We start from the raw sequence: 16,486 nt of genomic DNA, 5'->3' as shown, positions 1-16,486 counted from the left end.
TAAGATAAGGATAGCGGAAACTTTATCATGAAGCAAATGGACAAGCTTTAAATTTCTGCACCAGTTAGCGCCAGTATAAGGCGGTGGGGGTTGGTGAGAGCCTTGACTGACAAAAATATGTTAGACAAGATAATTGATCAAACATTAGATACGGTGGGTCAAAGCCGGGAACAGATCTTTGACATTGGTGAAAAATCAAGGCAGGAGTATCAATCGCTTCAAAGAGAGCTTCAGGATGTCAGGATGAAAGTGGCCGGCGTTATTGAAAGAACAGATCGTACTCATTTACATGCGAAATTTGCGAGAAATCGCTTAGTGGAAGTAAGTAAAGCGTTCGATCGTTATAGTCATGAAGAGGTGAAATCGGCATACGAACAGGCAAATGACTTTCAAGTGCAGGTAGCCGTACTGCAACAAGAAGAAATTAAACTTCGAGAGCGTCGTGACCATATCGAACGAAGGCTGATTAATTTAAATGAAACGATTGAGAGAGCGGAGCAATTAGCCAGTCAAATGGCTGTTGTCTACAACTTCTTATCCAGTGATTTGAAGCAAGTAGGCGAAGTTATTGAAGACGCGAGGGAAAAGCAGAAGTTTGGTCTTAAAATTATCGAGGCCCAAGAAGAAGAACGGAAAAAGCTTTCCCGGGAAATTCATGACGGACCAGCTCAAATGATGGCGAATGTTCTGCTTAGGTCTGAGCTAATAGAACGAATTTATCATGATCGCGGCATTGAAGAAGCGCTAAATGAGATTCGTGACCTTAGAAAAATGGTAAAAAGTTCACTTGCGGAAGTGAGAAGGATTATTTACGATTTGAGACCGATGGCGTTAGATGATTTGGGATTAATTCCTACATTAAAGAAGTATTTAGCAAATTTTGAAGAACACAATGGCATTGCTGTCAGGTTTCAGCATTTGGGCCGTGATCAACGAATTCCAGAAGAATATGAAGTAGCATTGTTTCGATTAATTCAAGAAGGGGTACAAAATGCCTATAAGCATGCGAACCCTACTGAAATCCAAGTTAAAATTGAAATTAAGCCTACAAAGGTTATAATGATCATTAAAGACGATGGAGTAGGATTTGATACATCAAAATTAAAAGAGGGATCATTTGGCCTCATGGGTATGAGGGAGAGGGTCAACATGCTCAAAGGAGAGCTGCAGATCCAATCGAAAATTGATATCGGCACCCTCATTTCCATTGCAGTACCATTAACATAACGATTAATAATGTACAAAATCAAGATTTTAATGGATTAATTGAACTACTAATTGGCAAAGATAATACCGTGTAAACGGAGAGGTGATAAGGATGAACGAAAATAAAAAGATCCGTATAGTACTAATTGATGACCATCAGCTATTTCGTGAAGGTGTAAAGCGAATCCTAGCAATGGAGCCGGAATTTGAAATTGTAGCAGATGGAGAAGATGGTTCTGAAGCAAGAGCGCTTGTAGATGAGCATCGTCCTGATGTGATTTTAATGGATATCAACATGCCGAAAGTAAATGGTGTAGAGGCAACGCGCGAGCTTGTTGCAGCATATCCAAATGTAAGAGTGTTAATCCTATCGATCCATGATGACGAGACGTATGTCACTCATGTGCTTAAAACAGGTGCATCAGGCTACTTATTAAAAGAAATGGATGCAGGCGCACTAATTGAAGCTGTTAAAGTTGTTGCTTCAGGCGGATCTTACATTCATCCGAAAGTAACACATAACTTAATTAAAGAATACCGTCGTCTGGCTACAGAGGACGATAAATACGAAGAGTCAATCGGCTTCCGTGAAGTTGAATACAGAAAGCCTCTTCACATTTTAACTCGTCGTGAGTGTGAAGTACTTCAACTGATGACAGACGGCCAAAGCAACCGTGCGATCGGTGAGTCATTGTACATTAGTGAAAAAACGGTTAAAAACCACGTAAGTAACATCCTGCAAAAAATGAGCGTAAACGACCGTACTCAAGCGGTAGTTGAAGCAATTAAAAAAGGATATGTCATTGTTCGTTAATTCGTACGGTGGACAAGAGGTACCGTTTATTGGTATCTCTTGTTTTTGGTTGGGAGAGAAAGACTTTAAGAACTGCTAACAATGGGACTGAGTGCTCAGTTGACGCAATAACAGCTGGGAAGGACGCAATCCCCCGGCACATAGGCGCTATTCAGCTCTCAACTGACGCAATCACGAACAACCCGCGCAATAATATGCTGAAGCGACGCAATAAAGCCAGACACCGGCGCAATTCACAGCTCAACAAACGCAATCAGCACCTTAACAGACGCAATTCCATATCCCTACATAAATCGACTATCTCTCCTCTTGTATCTTAGTAGAATTAACGGTACATTTAATAAAAGAGAATACGAGTTTAATTGATATGAATTATTCAAAATGAATTATTTAAAATTGAATCTTCCCAAGATGGGAAAGTAAAGTGAGGATCTATTAGATATGAATAAAGTCGCGATTGTAACAGATAGTACCGCGTATCTCGCGCCAGATATACGAGATCAGTATGCAATAGAGATGGTACCGTTAAATGTTGTTATTGGTGAAGATTCTTATCAAGAAGAAATCGACCTTACGACGAGCGAATTTTATAAGCTGTTAAAGAATACAGAAAAACTGCCTACGACTTCCCAGCCGGCAATCGGCCATTTTGTCGAGACATTTGAGAAACTGAAAGATCAAGGCTATGAAGAAATTATCACAATTCATTTATCTAGCAAAATTAGTGGCACATACCAGTCTGCGATGAGTGCTGCTAGTATGGTTGAAGATATCTCGATAGAGGGATTTGACTCTGAAATCAGCTGTGCCCCTCAAGGCTATTTTGTCCTTGAAGCAGCGAAGATGGCAGCTGAGGGTGCGGATGCTAAAACGATTCTAGCGCATCTAAAGGAAATTAAAACAACACTTAAAGCCTATTTCATGGTAGACAGCCTCCAGCACTTACACCGCGGCGGCCGTTTGAACGCAGCGCAGCTTGTAGTCGGTAATCTATTAAAGATCAAGCCGATTCTTCATTTTGAAGAAGGAAGCATTGTACCGTTTGAAAAAGTCCGTACGGAGAAGAAAGCTGTGGCACGTATTTGTCAGCTGCTAGAAGAAGATGTGACACAAGGCGGGGCGTACAAAGTGACAGTGATCCAAGCCAACCGCTTAGAGTCAGCTGAAACTCTTGCAAAAGAAATCCAAGTGAAATTTGAAAATGTCGATGTAGACATCAGCCATTTCGGTCCGGTGATCGGCACGCATTTAGGCGAAGGCAGTCTAGGTGTATCTTGGTTTAAATTATCCCGCTAACATGTTCTTGGCATGAAGCAGCACCCGTTGTTTCATGCTTTTCTTCTTTAAATTATCCCCATTGTTAACTAATCCCCCGAGGTGATCCCACTTGTCCACCGACTTACTCACATTTATCACAGGCAAGCGCCTGCTGAGAACAGAAATTCCTTTTCCGAAACATGAACTAGATTTACTTATCCAAACTGGTGCATTAATAGAATCTCCCAGCATCCTCTATCAACAGTCTATCCCCAGCTGTGTACGGTGCGGAAACCGTGACCACAGTTTATTCGCCACTCATTTTTGCTACACGTGTCAGAAGGACTGCTTGTACTGCCGCCATTGCATTAAACTTGGTAAAGTTCAAGAATGTAAGCCTCTAATCCACCTCGCAACTTCTGATAAAACTCCATTTCTCAATCACTCATCCTCTTTAAAATGGAAAGGGGAACTATCGCTGGCTCAAGAGAAGGCTTCAAATTCTGTGATCAAAGCAGTAGAAGAGAAGAGTTCCTTGCTGTTATGGGCCGTGTGCGGGGCAGGTAAAACAGAGATGCTTTTTAAAGGAATTGAAGTAGCTATCAATAAAGGTGAAAGAGTATTGATTGCGACGCCGCGTGTGGATGTGGTCAAAGAGCTATCCCCACGGTTTCGTGCTGTCTTTCCTTCTATACCGATAGCAAGTCTTTACGGCGGCAGTAAAGACCAGCACATAAACGCCCAGCTTGTGATCGCCACCACTCATCAAGTAATGCGTTACTACCAATGCTTTGATGTGGTCGTTGTAGATGAAGTCGATGCATTTCCGTTCAGTTACGACAAGAGCCTCCAATATGCGATTCAACAAGTAAGAAAACCTCAATCAAGTCTTATCTATTTAACAGCCACCCCTGCCAGTCAAATTAGAAATATACCCAACCTAGAAATCGTTTATGTACCGAGGCGCTACCATGGCTTTTCACTGCCTGTCCCTTCTTTCACCTGGTGCGGCAATTGGCGGACACGCCTTAAGAAAAAGAAACTCCCTCCTGTTGTGATGAAGTGGCTTCAAGAACGGCTTGAAGCGAAAAAGCCTACCCTCTTATTTCTCCCCTCAGTTGAAGTGTTAAAGGAAATCTCTCGAGTGTTAGTCTTACAATCTATTACACATGAAGCGGTCTATGCAGCGGACAAAGAGCGGCATGAGAAAGTAAAAAGATTTCGAAATGAAGAATATACTCTTTTGCTAACGACAACAATTCTTGAGCGTGGGATTACGATTGCCAACTTGGATGTGGCTGTGCTTGGGGCGGAAGATCATGTGTTTACAGAATCGGCGCTTGTTCAAATTGCAGGCCGTGTGGGGAGGAGTGCCAAGATGCCAACGGGTGATGTCACCTTTTTTCATTACGGAAAGACTGATGCAATGGTGCGGGCAAGAGCGCAGATTAACTGGATGAACAAGAGGGAGGTTTAGGTGGTGAGGTGTTTAATTTGTCACGAGAAAACGCAGGCTAAGTTGAGTTGGGGTGCGATCTTTTTAGGAAGTGAGGAAGAGTTGGTTTGTGAGAGATGTGAAGAGGGGCTAGAACTATTAAATGGAGAGCGATGCGAGCTGTGCAGCCGTGTTCTAGGAGATACGTGGCGATCCTCCACAAGGCCAATATGTCTTGATTGTGAAAAATGGACGCAGCACGAAACAGCAAAAGATCTGCTTGTGAAAAACACCTCACTTTACGCATATAATGAGACGATGAAAGAGTGGCTCGCTCAATATAAATTCCAAGGGGATGCTGAGGTTAGCCGCTATTTTTCAACGAAACTAAAAAGCTTTTATGCTAAAAACTTTAGAGACTATTCGCCTGTTCTCATGCCTTTGAGCAACGAACGCCTTCATGCTCGCGGTTTTAATCAAGTGGAGCTGATAACAAAGGAGTGGCTTGCTCCTATTGTGATGCTCGGCAGGAGGGAAAGTGAACAGCAAAGCAAGAAAAAACGCTACGCGAGAATCTCTCAAGTCAACCAATCTCCTTTTTATATACAGAGTGGAATAGATTCACTGAAAACACTAAAAAAAGTCGTGTTACTTGACGATGTATATACTACAGGAACAACAGTGCGGCAGGCAGCCTTTGTATTAAAGAAGCACGGTGCAGAGCATATTGAATCGTTAACGCTTGCTAGGTAAGAATGCGCCGCATACGTTATAATGAAACGGTAAGAGAGGAGAGGCGGATATGAAAAATGTAGCCAATTGCCCGAAGTGCGGGACAATCTTTGTGAAGGCGCTCCGTCCTATTTGCAACACATGCTATAAAGAACAAGAGGAGAATTACGATAAAGTGTCACGCTTTATGCGTCGGAAACAAAACCGCATGGCCTCCATCCGCGAGGTACATGAGAAGACTGAGGTGCCGCTTGAGCAGATTCATCAATTTGTGAAAGAAGGCCGGATTCTCGTCACTCATTTTCCGAACATGGGCTACCCATGTGAATCATGCGGTACGCTTATTCAACAAGGCCGGATCTGTGAAAGTTGCAAAGGGAACATCACAGGTGGTTTAGATCAGCTTGCAAAAGAGAAAGAGTTTAAAGAGCGGATAGAAGGAAACTTAAAAGCTGAAGAAAATGCGAAAAATAAAACATACCACTCTTTAGATGACCGGTTTGATAAATAATCCTTAACAGAGACAAGACACGTGCCGATATAAGCTGTAAGAGCGAATCGGTACGTTTTTATGTCAGTGATGCTAAAAAAAGGAGGGAAAACGATGAAGATTAATCCATACCAATCCATCCAGCAAAATCCGTATAGAAAACAAGTAGATGCATCGGAAAAACTTCAAGCTGCAAAAAAGAAATTAGATAAGCTTGAAATTTCGACAGAAGCATTAGAGATGCAAAAAGGGAACCCGATTGAAAAAGCGCGCGAAGAAAAAGTAGAGGCACTTAAAAAGCAGATCGAAGCTGGGGAATACAAAGTGAATCCAGAAGCTGTAGCGAAGAAAATGTATGAGTTCTGGAACGATAAATAAGAGGACAGGTGAGTATCATGTCAGCACAATTGGTGATCCAAGCATTAGCGGAGCTGTTAAAGCTTCATCAAGAACTAAATAAGAAAGCACTGCAGAAGCCGGGTGCGATTAAAGCCAATGACATGAATGCTCTCAGCCAGGTTGTTCGTGAGGAAACTAAGCTGATTCGTGCTGTACAAGCGGCAGATGCCAAGCGGGCAAGGGCAGCCGGGGAGTTAATGAGGCATAAGGGAGAGGGCAGAGAAGACGCGACGGTTCAAACATTGCTCACCTATACAGAGGGTGAAGACCGTCTCATGATCGAGAGACTGCAGCAAGCATTGCTAAAGGAAGTAAGCAGGCTTTCGGAGCAGAACGAGCAAAACAAAGAGCTGATCGAAGAATCCTTGCGTTTTGTTAACCTTTCCCTTGATCTCATGGTGCCGCAATCAGAGGATGTGCATTATCAACACCCAACAGATAAACAAGAACAAACAGAGCTTTACAGCCGCTCTGCCTTTGATTCGAAAGCTTAAGTAAGTGGAGGAGCAGAAATGAAATCAACTTTTCACGGATTAGAAACAGCAAGACGTGCGATGATGACCCAGCAGTACGCTTTGCATACAACCGGTCATAATATTGCCAACGCGAACACACCTGGCTATACGCGCCAGCGTGTTAATTTCACACAGACAGAGCCTTATCCAAACGTGGGAATGAATCGTCCGATGCTGCCAGGGCATTTAGGTACCGGAGTAAAAGCAGGGTCTATTCAACGTGTACGTGAGCATTTTCTTGATGTGCAATTTAGAAATGAGAATAATAAGGTTGGCTATTATGGAACAAAGTATGAGGCACTTACACGAATGGAAGATATATTAAATGAGCCATCAGAGCAAGGGTTGGCGTCATTGATTGATCAGTTTTGGGGTGCGATGCAGGATTTGAGCGGGGATCCTGAAGATACAGGAGCAAGAGTTGTGGCTAGAAGCCGTGCAGAAGAGATCGCGAACACATTTAACTATCTCCATAGTTCTCTGTCTACTGTTCAAGATGATTACAAAGCGGAAATTGACGTTACAATTAAAGGGATGAACTCTTTATTGAGTCAATTAAATGACGTCAATCAGCAAATTCGTTCAGCAGAGCCTCACGGATATGTCCCGAATGATCTCTATGATGAGCAAGATCGGATTCTTGATCAGTTATCGCAAATCATTGACATTGAAGTGAAGCGTGAACCAAGCGGAGGAAAACCAAACCCTGTAGCAGAAGGGGCTGTAACAGTCATTATAAAAGGTGTGACTGATGATGATGGTGAACCTATTAAGCTTGTAGACGGAACAGATGGAAATGCGCTTTTGTTGTTCCATGAGAAAGCGGAAATGGATAATGGAGTGTTCTCAACGTTTAATTTAGTTCATCCTGATGACGTCGAAAAAGAGACTCTCGGTGATGAAGATAAAACCGCTCAGATAGGTTATAGTGTTCTCCCGCGAGGTGAACTAAAAGCATTAGTAGAAGCCTTTGGTTACGACGAGAATAAAGGCCTGTACCCAGAGATGCTTGCTAATCTGAACGAGCTTGCGAAGCAGTTTGCTAAGGAAGTCAACGAGATTCATAGCATTGGTTTTACGCTGCCTGCTTTAAATGGTGAAGTTAAGCTTGGTGAAAAGTTCTTTGAGTTCAACGCAAATAATCCAGCAGCCTCCCTAGCTGTTGCAAATAATATTAAGGAAAGTACAGATAATATTGCGGCAGCAAGTGTGAATACAGCAGCATTAAAAGATGATGTGCGTGTTAGATACCTAGAGTTAATAAATAAGAATCCGAAAAGCGAAGCGAACTATGAGGAACTTAGAGAGATATTGGGTGATGATGCTAGTTTCATCTCCGGCATGGACAAAGCCTTCGCAGGGGATGGCTCTAATGCGCTTCGTCTTTCTAACATGAAAAATACGCTGCTTACTTTCTTTGAAGATGGCAAGTCACAAACAGCGAATATCATGAGCTTTTATCAAGGGGTAATTGGTGGTATGGCCGTGAAGACTCAAGAAGCGGGTCGAATGCTTGGAAGCTCTGAAGGTTTGAGAAGTAATGTCGAATTTAACCGTCAGGCTGTTAGTAATGTTTCTCTTGATGAAGAAATGACGATGATGATTCAATTCCAGCATGCCTACAATGCAGCGGCACGTAATATTACAATGGTAGACGAGATGCTCGACCGCATTATCAACGGCATGGGCGTCGTCGGACGATAGGAGGTAGACGTTCATGCGCGTAACTCAAATGATGCTCTCAACCAATTCGTTGAAGCATATTAATCAAGGATATAATCGTTTAGCGACTCTGCAAGATCAATTATCTACAGGAAAACGTATCACAAAAGCCTCTCAAGACCCGGTTATTGCGATGAAAGGTATGCGCTATCGGTCGCAGGTAAACGAGGTTGAGCAATTTCAGCGTAATCTAAGAGAGGTATACAGCTGGATGGATGCGGCTGATTCCGCATTAGATGAGGCGACGCAAGCCGTACAGCGTATTCGAGAGCTTGCAACACAAGCTGCTAATGATACGTACGAGGGAACTCAACGGGCGAATATTACAAAAGAAATTAAACAGCTTCGCGAACATATTCAATCATTAGCCAATACGAAAAATAGCACTAAATTTATATTTAATGGAACAAATACAACGAAGGCACCGATTGTTAATATGGACGGAATGGATCTTGAGCGTTCTCTTTTGTTTAGTAACGACCCAAGTGAAATTGAACCGGCAAATAATATTAATGATTTCAACCTCACATATGGGGGGCGAACCTTTCAATATGTAGGAACTTCTGACAATGACGAGCTGATTTTCTTAGATACAAGGCAGATGGATAAGCTTACCAAGCCGGGTGAGGACGAGTTTGATAAAGATGACTTTAACGAAAAGGCGTTTCAATTAATTATCCCTAAAGACGGCAATGCTGTATTCTCAGAACCTGCTCCAAAGCCTGCACCGGGTTCAGAAGATAATGTACAACCTGGCCCGTTAACTAAAACACTGCGTGAAGAAGATGTGATCATTTCTCATAAAACGTCTGTGTCAGCTAACACTCAATCAGTGGAAATTGAGCTGATGAAAGGTGTCACGATCCCAGTGAATATTAATGCGTCTAGTGTGTTTAGTACAGGGTTATTCGGGGACATTATCAGGCTTGAGAAAGCGTTAGAAAATCCGAGCATTGATGGAACTGAGCTTACTGGATATATTGACGATATGTTTGGTCATATCGATAATATTGTCTCTGAACGTGCAGAGCTTGGTGCTAGAATTAATCGCGTCGAAATGATCGAAAACCGTCTCATGGAACAAAATGTGTTTGCCAAACGAATCATGTCTGATAACGAGGATGTCGACCTTGAGAGAGTTATTATTGATCTGACCACTCAAGAAAGCGTCCACCGTGCTGCACTTGCAGTAGGGGCACGTGTTATTCAACCGTCGCTTATAGACTTCTTGCGTTAAGATAGAGAGGGTGTGTACTTTTTGAGAGTTCCTCATATAGCGATTCAATCGACCGATGTTTATATCGGTATGAAATCTAACAGGCCGCACCCTCAAATAAAGCAGCACAACGCTGACCTGCAAATTAGACAGACTCATACAGGAATCATTGAGATCAGCACCAAGGCTTCTGAGTTACATATTGATCAAACACAAGCTTTTGCTGAGGCAAATTTAAAGACGCCATTAAGGCTTGCTAATGAGTTCTATCAGAGTGCTACTAATCAAGTTGCGGAACATATAGCTAAAAAGCGTCAGCAAGGCGATCAAATGATGAAAATAGAGAATGGATATGGGGCATTGTCTAGATTGGCTAAAGCGAACAGTGAAAAGTCGCAAGGGCAGCTTCAATTAGTGAATATGCCTAGATCTGTCTCGAGTACGAAGATTCATTTTGAGCCAGCGCAGGTTAGCTTCCGCGTGCCTAATCATCAAACTGATATTAAAGTGAACCGTAGAGAGCCTGACATCCACATGCCGAAATGGCAGACCGAAACGTATATAAAACAAAAAAATAGCATCTCCTTTCAAGCCGTTGGAGCTGCCATTGATTCAAGCTTATAGGACGACAGTTCGCAAGAGAGCTGCAGAGGATTGCAGTCTCTCGCCAGGTCTGTCAATGCTGTTCGGGGCACTGCTTTTGAACAGAACTCCACACCTGTAACGAACGACTTGCCTCGCGCTCCGCAGCATGTCTCCGCCAAACCTTACATACCTCCATTTAAACACACCAAAATAAAGGAATGAACACACTACACCTATTCATAAAGAATCCTTAATAAGTCATTTAAATTGGAAATACGTAACGTTTGAGAAGGCATATTGAAGAAAGTGAGGCAGGCTGCCGCTTGGTTACCCAAACGGTTCAACCAGTCGTATGGGGTAGGTACCTAGGTAAATGACGGACTATTTACCTAGGTATAATGTAATTTTCTACATAACTTTGTAAATTCCTTCAAGTTTCTAAAAAGTTTTTAATTATTTTTAAGAATCTTGTTAAACAAAGTCGAGATAGGTAGAAGACATGCTATCATAAAGGAAGAAATCGACAAAAGGTGTGATAGATTTGAAGATTGAAACTAAATATACAGGGACCATTGAAATAGAAGAGAGCCGAGTGATCCGCTTTGAAAAGGGAATTCCGGCATTTGAAGAAGAAAAGTCTTTTATTCTGCTTCCATTTGAAGAAGGGACCCCATTTTATGTGCTGCAATCAACAACGACGCGAGAGGTAGCCTTTATTGTCATTAATCCATTTCAATTTGTGCCGGGCTATCAGGTGAAGCTCCCGGACTCAACAATTGAGCAGCTAGATATTCAATCAGAGGAAGAAGTGGCGACATTCGTAATGCTGACAGTGAAAGAACCGTTTGAAGAGACAACGGCTAATTTGCAAGCGCCTGTTATTATTAATGCTGCCAAACAAAAAGGAAAGCAGCTTTTACTAAGCAACACAGACTACCTCACGAAAGCTCAAATCTTTAAGCAGCCAGTGAAAGGAGAAGCGTAAATGCTCGTCCTGACACGGAAGTTAAAAGAAGCGATTCAAATTGGAGATGAAATTGAAGTTAAGATCCTTGCTGTTGACGGAGATCAAATTAAGCTTGGAATTGAAGCACCGAGGAATATTGAGATTCACCGCAAAGAAGTTTATTTAGAGATTCAGAAAGAAAATAATGAAGCTGTGCGAACTGTTTCCTTAGAAGGACTGAAGGGCTTTATTAAAAATGAAGCTTAATTAGACAAACAACTTTCTCCAAAAAATGGAGAAGGTTTTTGTTTGTAGGTAATTATTACTGGTGCTAAAGATTCTTTTATGATATATTCTTTATAATGCGAAAATCTGACAGGTATGTCGAATTAATTTGTCGAATATATAGATTAAGTCAGCAAAAGAGGGAGGATTTACATGCATACCACAACACAGAAAGAGTCCATCACCTTCATCATGACTGATGCTTCCTTACAATCGAAAATAATAAAAGGTCTGATTAAGTATCAAGAAGCCGAGCTAACCTTTCATGTAATGAATAATCATGAAGAGATCCGAGCGTGTTTAGAGCTTCAGCAAAAAGAAACAAAGAAGTACAGCAGTCAGCAAAGTAAATACATATGGATCATTGGTGAGGAAGACCAAAGGCTCGCAAAAGATATTTTGTCATACGGACAAGCAAGTATTATTGCAAAAGAAAGCAGCTGCCTCATAAAATCTATGAATCAAGCGATAAAGCACTACCCATGCTTGGACCTGCCATTTCAAAAGGATATTCTAGAAACTGTTTACCGAAACAATAAGCCAAGAAAAATAGAAGATTTAACCCTGAGTCTAGCATCCTATAAAGAATTTAACCAAACCGAAAAAGACATTATCTATTATCTGCTGCAAGGAAAAACAGCCGAGCAGATCGCAGAACAGACGTATAACTCAGTTCATACAATTAATAATAATATCGTAAAGATTAAGAGAAAGCTTAATGTAAAGTCGAAAGTAGAAATTATTACCCACTTTGTTAAGCAAAATAAAAAATAAGAGATTAGAAAAGCGTTTGGTCTATTATAGATCAAACGTTTTTTTATAAAAAATAATAGACAAAATAGTAATAATGTACTATTATTTTGTGAGTATATATTTGGAAAAATAATAGGCTATACATACCGCTGTTCTATACAAGCATGATTTTCTAATGGTGTTATTCACTAGACAAGGAGATGCATGGGGATGCTTGAGAGAAACGACTTATATATTGGTTATAAATTAATAGAAGACATTCATTCACCCAACCATGGATTACTGTTAAAGAAGGGATCCGTGCTTACTCATAAGGAAGTAAGGCGTTTGTCTCGCTTTAATATCTCCATTTCTTCCTATATGGACGTTTTACAAGAGCCGAGACAAGCTTTCTATGATCATGTGAATAAGCAGGTCAATCAATTCAAAAGTGATTTTGACCGGTTTGGAGAAGATCAGAGCAGGCTGAAGATTGTAGAGAGTGATGTGATCCCGACTTTAACAAAGCTTGCGAATGACATCGATATTCAAGTCTTGATGCTTAGTATGAAAAGTCATGATGACTACACGTACCGCCATAACATTGCTGTTTCCATGCTCGCTGCAAAGCTCGCGACATGGCTGGGTTATAGTGACAGTAAAGTGAACCGTATCGCTTTTTGCGGCTTACTGCACGATATAGGGAAAACACGAATACCAAGTGAGATATTAAATAAGACAGATAAGCTTACACAAAATGAATTTGCCATTATGAAGCACCATACGACGTTCGGTTACACGATGTTGCGAGAACAGGGGTTTGAAGAAGATGCACTGCGGGTGGCATTAGAACACCATGAGAGAGAGGACGGTTCTGGATATCCAGCTGGTAAAAAGTCAGAGGAGATTCATCCGTATGCCAAGATCATTGCCATTGTTGATTGTTTCCATGCGATGACTTCCGATCGTTCGTATCGACATGCGTTATCTTTTTACGAAGCATTAATCCAGCTGCAGACCGATGCCTTTGGAAAACTGGATCCTAAAAAGACGATGACGTTTATCTACCATATTATGCAATCATCTATAGGCAGCTTTGTAGAGTTAAGTGACGGAAGACAAGGGGTCATAAAGTTTATTCCAATTGAAACACCGATTTTTCCTTACATTGAAGTAGAAGGAGATATTGTAACGACGGCTACCTCAAATCTTTTTATAAATAAATTTACAGATCCAAAGGAAATAGATTTAACAGAAAAAGGTGAGTGGAGGGGGGCAAGAAAGTGAGAAAAAACACGAAAAGGAAGGCTGTGACGATCCTAACGACGGATCCCGCAGTCTTTCCTATTTTAAAAGTTAAATTGACACAAGAGTCAGAAAAATATCAAATCCATGCTCACTTTTTTGCCGACAGAGAACGAATACGTGAAGTATTAAAAAATTTGAGGCGGATCGAGATCCTTGAAGATAATAATCAGCAATTTGTCTGGGTGTTGAGAGAGGAAGAAAAAGAGTTAGTTAGAGACATCTTAAGCTTTCATGAAGCAAGTGTGATCACGACAAATAAGATGAGTTTAGAAACAGATTTTATGAATTCATTAAATTATTACCCGTATGTAGCCTTACCTCTTCAATCAATGCTGTTAATGCAGGTCAATCAAACCTATAAACGAGATTACTCAATGCCACTGGATTTAACCTCTTACCATCAATTAAACGCAACAGAAAAAGCAATCATTTTTCACTTATATAAGGGGAAAACAACAACTCAGATTGCCGAAAGTGTATGCATTTCCTATCATACTGTGAATAACAATATTGCCTTGATTAAGAAAAAGTTTAATGTCAAAACGAAAGTAGACATTATCAAGCACATCATCAAGACCAACCAAGAGACACAACTCCGTCAAAAAGAAGCAAAAATAAATGCAAAAACTATTTAACTTACATGTAATCTATCCGATATATAAGATGTAAGCACGAGGACCTAGTTAGCGGCCGATAACAAAGTCCTACGGCTCAAAATTACGATCCAACCACAAGGACGTGGGCGGACATACATTCAAGGAGGAATTTTACATGATTATTAATAATAATATCCCAGCATTAAACACGTACCGTCAGATGGGTGTAAACCAATCAGGCGCACAAAACTCAATGGAGAAACTAGCTTCTGGTCTTCGTATCAACCGTGCAGGTGATGACGCAGCCGGTCTAGCGATCTCTGAGAAAATGCGTGGACAAATCCGTGGTTTAGATCAAGCTTCTCGTAACGCACAAGATGGTATTTCATTAATTCAAACAGCAGAGGGTGCACTTCAAGAAACACACTCTATCTTACAACGTATGCGTGAATTAGCTGTTCAAGCTTCTAACGATACTAATACTGAAGCAGATCGTAATGAAATTCAGAAAGAAGTAGAACAATTAACTAATGAAATTGACCGTATTGGTAATACTACGGAATTCAATACACAAAAGCTACTTAATGGCGATAAAGAAGGTCTAAAAGCAGCGGAAGCAGGATCTGTTACTATTCAAAACAACAGTAAAGGTGATATAGCAGTTACCTTAGCTACAGATGAAGATTATACAAAAACTGGAACTATCACAATTACTCGAATTAATAATGAAGATGGGGAACCACAATTTAAAGTAGATGATCCAGCTAATATTGGTGCAGGTTTAGATGATCTGACTCAAGCAGCAGCTAATATAACAGGTGTCTCAGGTGAGGATGTAGGGATTACAGGTCTTACAGATATGGCGGTTGGGGAGAGTGTAACTATTAGTTTTGTAGCAGCTAAAGAGGCACAAACTGTATCCTCTAATTCTCTTTCATTCCAAATTGGAGCTAATAGCGGTCAAAATATTTTAGTAGGTATTGATGATATGCGTGCTGAAGCTTTAGGTGTTCGTAACTCTGATGGAGATGCATTAGACCTAACTACAGCAGAATCTGCAAGTGCTGCAATTACTACTATTAATAACGCTATTGAGCAAGTTTCAGCTCAAAGATCTAATCTTGGTGCATTCCAAAATCGATTAGAGCACACTATCTCAAACTTAGATAATTCTGCTGAGAACCTACAAGCAGCTGAATCTCGTATCCGTGACGTTGACATGGCTCGTGAGGTAATGGAAATGACTAAGAATAACATTCTTTCTCAAGCTTCTCAAGCAATGCTTGCACAAGCAAACCAAGCTCCACAAGCTGTTTTACAGTTACTTGGATAATAATAAAGTTGGTTAGTTGGTTTGCAGAACGTTGGTTAGGCAAACCACTAAACCTTAGAATGAGGGAGGCTCTAGCTTAGGCTGGGGTCTCCTTTTTAATTAGGTATTAGGAGTGTGTGTATGAATAAAAATTTTAAGCAGTTTTGTGAGTTGTGCTCTACTGATATATGGCTCTTAGAAAAAATGTTAGCGCTACCAAGAGATGAAAATCCTAGTGTGGTAATTGATGAAGGTTTAATTAAAGTAGAGGTGTATGATACTTTTTCATTGAAGGACCAACAGGAAGCAGTTATTAAGTATCGTTCTAGTGTTATCCCTGCAATATTTGTTTTTGCTCAAAAAGTATATGGGGAGCTTTTTCATCTAGTATTAATTAACAATAAAAACAAGAAGAAGTCTAAACAAGAATACATTGAGAAATGTATAAAAAATAGAATGGATAAATTAACTAAACTATACCCATTTAACTCAAAAGAAGAAATGATTGACTGGTTCAAAGGTAGTTACGACTTTGAAACACTTCGCCTTGCAAGAAATAAAGTAGTTCATAATAAATATGAAATGAAGAACGGTTTACTGTATGTGAAAGTTAGAACGGAAAATCTAGCATGGACAGAAGATGAAGTTTTAAATTTTGCAAATTCTGTAATAACTAAAGCTAAAAAATGTTTGATGAAGCAGAATTAATAAGTGAAATAGATATTGGTGCCAGTCCCCACTCAACTAAATTGATTAAGCGTTTGATTGTTAGATTAGTCAGACGATCTCCTGGGTGAATAGTGCCTGTCACCACCCGAAGATTGTTAGATTTTGTCGATAGATTACAAGTTTAAGGTGCTGTTTACTACTGTAGAGTAATTAACTATGTATAGCATCGATAAAAAATAACCATCTTTAGCAAACAGTACTTGTCAT

The 16,486-nt window shown here is 40.6% G+C and carries 18 protein-coding genes; all 18 read left to right on the top strand.

Annotation, left to right across the window (positions count from 1 at the left end; genetic code table 11):
• The first annotated feature begins 102 nt into the window (after nucleotides 1–102).
• The 18 genes from A33I_RS14990 (at nucleotide 103) to A33I_RS14905 (ending at nucleotide 16,258) form a co-directional block, all read left to right on the top strand.
• Nucleotides 103–1,227 (top strand): sensor histidine kinase, encoded by a 1,125-nt coding sequence (locus tag A33I_RS14990; protein ID WP_031311706.1) that lies wholly within the window; start codon nucleotides 103–105, stop codon nucleotides 1,225–1,227.
• Between the two features lie 91 nt (nucleotides 1,228–1,318).
• A complete protein-coding gene (locus A33I_RS14985) occupies nucleotides 1,319–2,020 on the top strand; it encodes a response regulator (protein ID WP_022629155.1) in 702 nt (233 codons plus the stop codon).
• Between the two features lie 441 nt (nucleotides 2,021–2,461).
• The gene (locus A33I_RS14980) at nucleotides 2,462–3,316 is read left to right on the top strand and encodes a DegV family protein (RefSeq protein ID WP_022629154.1); all 855 of its coding nucleotides are present in this window, start codon (nucleotides 2,462–2,464) and stop codon (nucleotides 3,314–3,316) included.
• A gap of 91 nt (nucleotides 3,317–3,407) precedes the next feature.
• Entirely contained in the window at nucleotides 3,408–4,754 is a 1,347-nt protein-coding gene (locus A33I_RS14975) for an ATP-dependent helicase ComFA (RefSeq protein WP_338012140.1), read from the top strand.
• Nucleotides 4,755–5,465: a ComF family protein gene (locus A33I_RS14970; RefSeq protein WP_022629151.1), complete on the top strand. Its 711-nt coding sequence runs from the start codon at nucleotides 4,755–4,757 to the stop codon at nucleotides 5,463–5,465.
• Between the two features lie 49 nt (nucleotides 5,466–5,514).
• Nucleotides 5,515–5,955, top strand: a complete 441-nt coding sequence (locus A33I_RS14965) for a TIGR03826 family flagellar region protein (RefSeq protein ID WP_022629150.1) — start codon at nucleotides 5,515–5,517, stop codon at nucleotides 5,953–5,955.
• A 93-nt stretch (nucleotides 5,956–6,048) separates the two neighbouring features.
• Nucleotides 6,049–6,312 (top strand): flagellar biosynthesis anti-sigma factor FlgM, encoded by a 264-nt coding sequence (gene flgM / locus A33I_RS14960; protein WP_022629149.1) that lies wholly within the window; start codon nucleotides 6,049–6,051, stop codon nucleotides 6,310–6,312.
• Between the two features lie 17 nt (nucleotides 6,313–6,329).
• Nucleotides 6,330–6,827 carry a flagellar protein FlgN gene (locus tag A33I_RS14955; RefSeq protein WP_022629148.1) on the top strand — a complete coding sequence of 166 codons (498 nt, stop codon included), beginning with the start codon at nucleotides 6,330–6,332 and terminating at the stop codon, nucleotides 6,825–6,827.
• Between the two features lie 18 nt (nucleotides 6,828–6,845).
• A complete protein-coding gene (flgK, locus tag A33I_RS14950) occupies nucleotides 6,846–8,552 on the top strand; it encodes a flagellar hook-associated protein FlgK (RefSeq protein WP_022629147.1) in 1,707 nt (568 codons plus the stop codon).
• A 13-nt stretch (nucleotides 8,553–8,565) separates the two neighbouring features.
• Entirely contained in the window at nucleotides 8,566–9,807 is a 1,242-nt protein-coding gene (gene flgL, locus A33I_RS14945) for a flagellar hook-associated protein FlgL (RefSeq protein ID WP_022629146.1), read from the top strand.
• A gap of 21 nt (nucleotides 9,808–9,828) precedes the next feature.
• On the top strand, nucleotides 9,829–10,410 hold the full coding sequence (locus tag A33I_RS14940; RefSeq protein WP_022629145.1) for a DUF6470 family protein: 582 nt from the start codon (nucleotides 9,829–9,831) through the stop codon (nucleotides 10,408–10,410).
• A 502-nt stretch (nucleotides 10,411–10,912) separates the two neighbouring features.
• Nucleotides 10,913–11,356: a flagellar assembly protein FliW gene (gene fliW / locus A33I_RS14935; RefSeq protein WP_022629144.1), complete on the top strand. Its 444-nt coding sequence runs from the start codon at nucleotides 10,913–10,915 to the stop codon at nucleotides 11,354–11,356.
• Nucleotides 11,357–11,584 (top strand): carbon storage regulator CsrA, encoded by a 228-nt coding sequence (gene csrA, locus A33I_RS14930; protein WP_022629143.1) that lies wholly within the window; start codon nucleotides 11,357–11,359, stop codon nucleotides 11,582–11,584.
• Nucleotides 11,585–11,755: 171 nt separating this feature from the next.
• Nucleotides 11,756–12,376 (top strand): LuxR C-terminal-related transcriptional regulator, encoded by a 621-nt coding sequence (locus A33I_RS14925; protein WP_022629142.1) that lies wholly within the window; start codon nucleotides 11,756–11,758, stop codon nucleotides 12,374–12,376.
• A gap of 189 nt (nucleotides 12,377–12,565) precedes the next feature.
• Entirely contained in the window at nucleotides 12,566–13,621 is a 1,056-nt protein-coding gene (locus tag A33I_RS14920) for an HD-GYP domain-containing protein (protein ID WP_022629141.1), read from the top strand.
• Nucleotides 13,618–14,277 carry a helix-turn-helix transcriptional regulator gene (locus A33I_RS14915; protein ID WP_022629140.1) on the top strand — a complete coding sequence of 220 codons (660 nt, stop codon included), beginning with the start codon at nucleotides 13,618–13,620 and terminating at the stop codon, nucleotides 14,275–14,277. Before A33I_RS14920 ends, A33I_RS14915 begins: the two co-directional genes overlap by 4 nt.
• 136 nt (nucleotides 14,278–14,413) lie before the next feature.
• Nucleotides 14,414–15,571: a flagellar hook-associated protein FlgL gene (flgL, locus tag A33I_RS14910; RefSeq protein ID WP_022629139.1), complete on the top strand. Its 1,158-nt coding sequence runs from the start codon at nucleotides 14,414–14,416 to the stop codon at nucleotides 15,569–15,571.
• Nucleotides 15,572–15,691: 120 nt separating this feature from the next.
• Entirely contained in the window at nucleotides 15,692–16,258 is a 567-nt protein-coding gene (locus A33I_RS14905; RefSeq protein ID WP_022629138.1) for a hypothetical protein, read from the top strand.
• Nucleotides 16,259–16,486 lie beyond the last annotated feature (228 nt).

This window comes from Alkalihalophilus marmarensis DSM 21297 (assembly GCF_000474275.2).
In the GTDB taxonomy this organism is placed as follows: Bacteria; Bacillota; Bacilli; order Bacillales; family Bacillaceae_D; genus Alkalihalophilus; species Alkalihalophilus marmarensis.
The sequence above is the reverse complement of the archived record's forward strand: the minus strand, read 5'-3'. Positions and strand labels throughout refer to the sequence as shown.